At 62.8% G+C, this 309-nt stretch carries 1 pseudogene; it reads right to left on the bottom strand.

From position 1 onward, the window contains the following. Window positions 1-309 (bottom strand): annotated as a pseudogene (locus tag AC3WQM_RS31955) (YadA family autotransporter adhesin); the annotation flags it as partial.

Raw genomic sequence — 309 nt, forward strand, 5'->3', positions numbered from 1 at the left:
AGACCCGTCGACAGACTGTCGATGCTGCTCGTGGCCGTGCTCAGACCGCTCGACGTCGAAGTCGACAGGCTGCTCACGTTGCTGTTCGTGGTGCTCAAGCCCGTGGACAGGCTGGAAATACCGCTGGTCGCTGTGCTGAGACCCGTCGACAGGCTGTCGATTCCGCTCGTGGCCGTGCTCAGACCCGACGACGTCGAGGTCGACAGGCTGCTGACGTTGCTGTTCGTAGTGCTCAGGCCTGTGGACAGGCTGGAGATGCCGCTGGTCGCCGTACTGAGACCCGTCGACAAGCTGTCGATGCTACTCGTG

Source organism: Variovorax sp. FW301-JW7 (assembly GCF_058788795.1).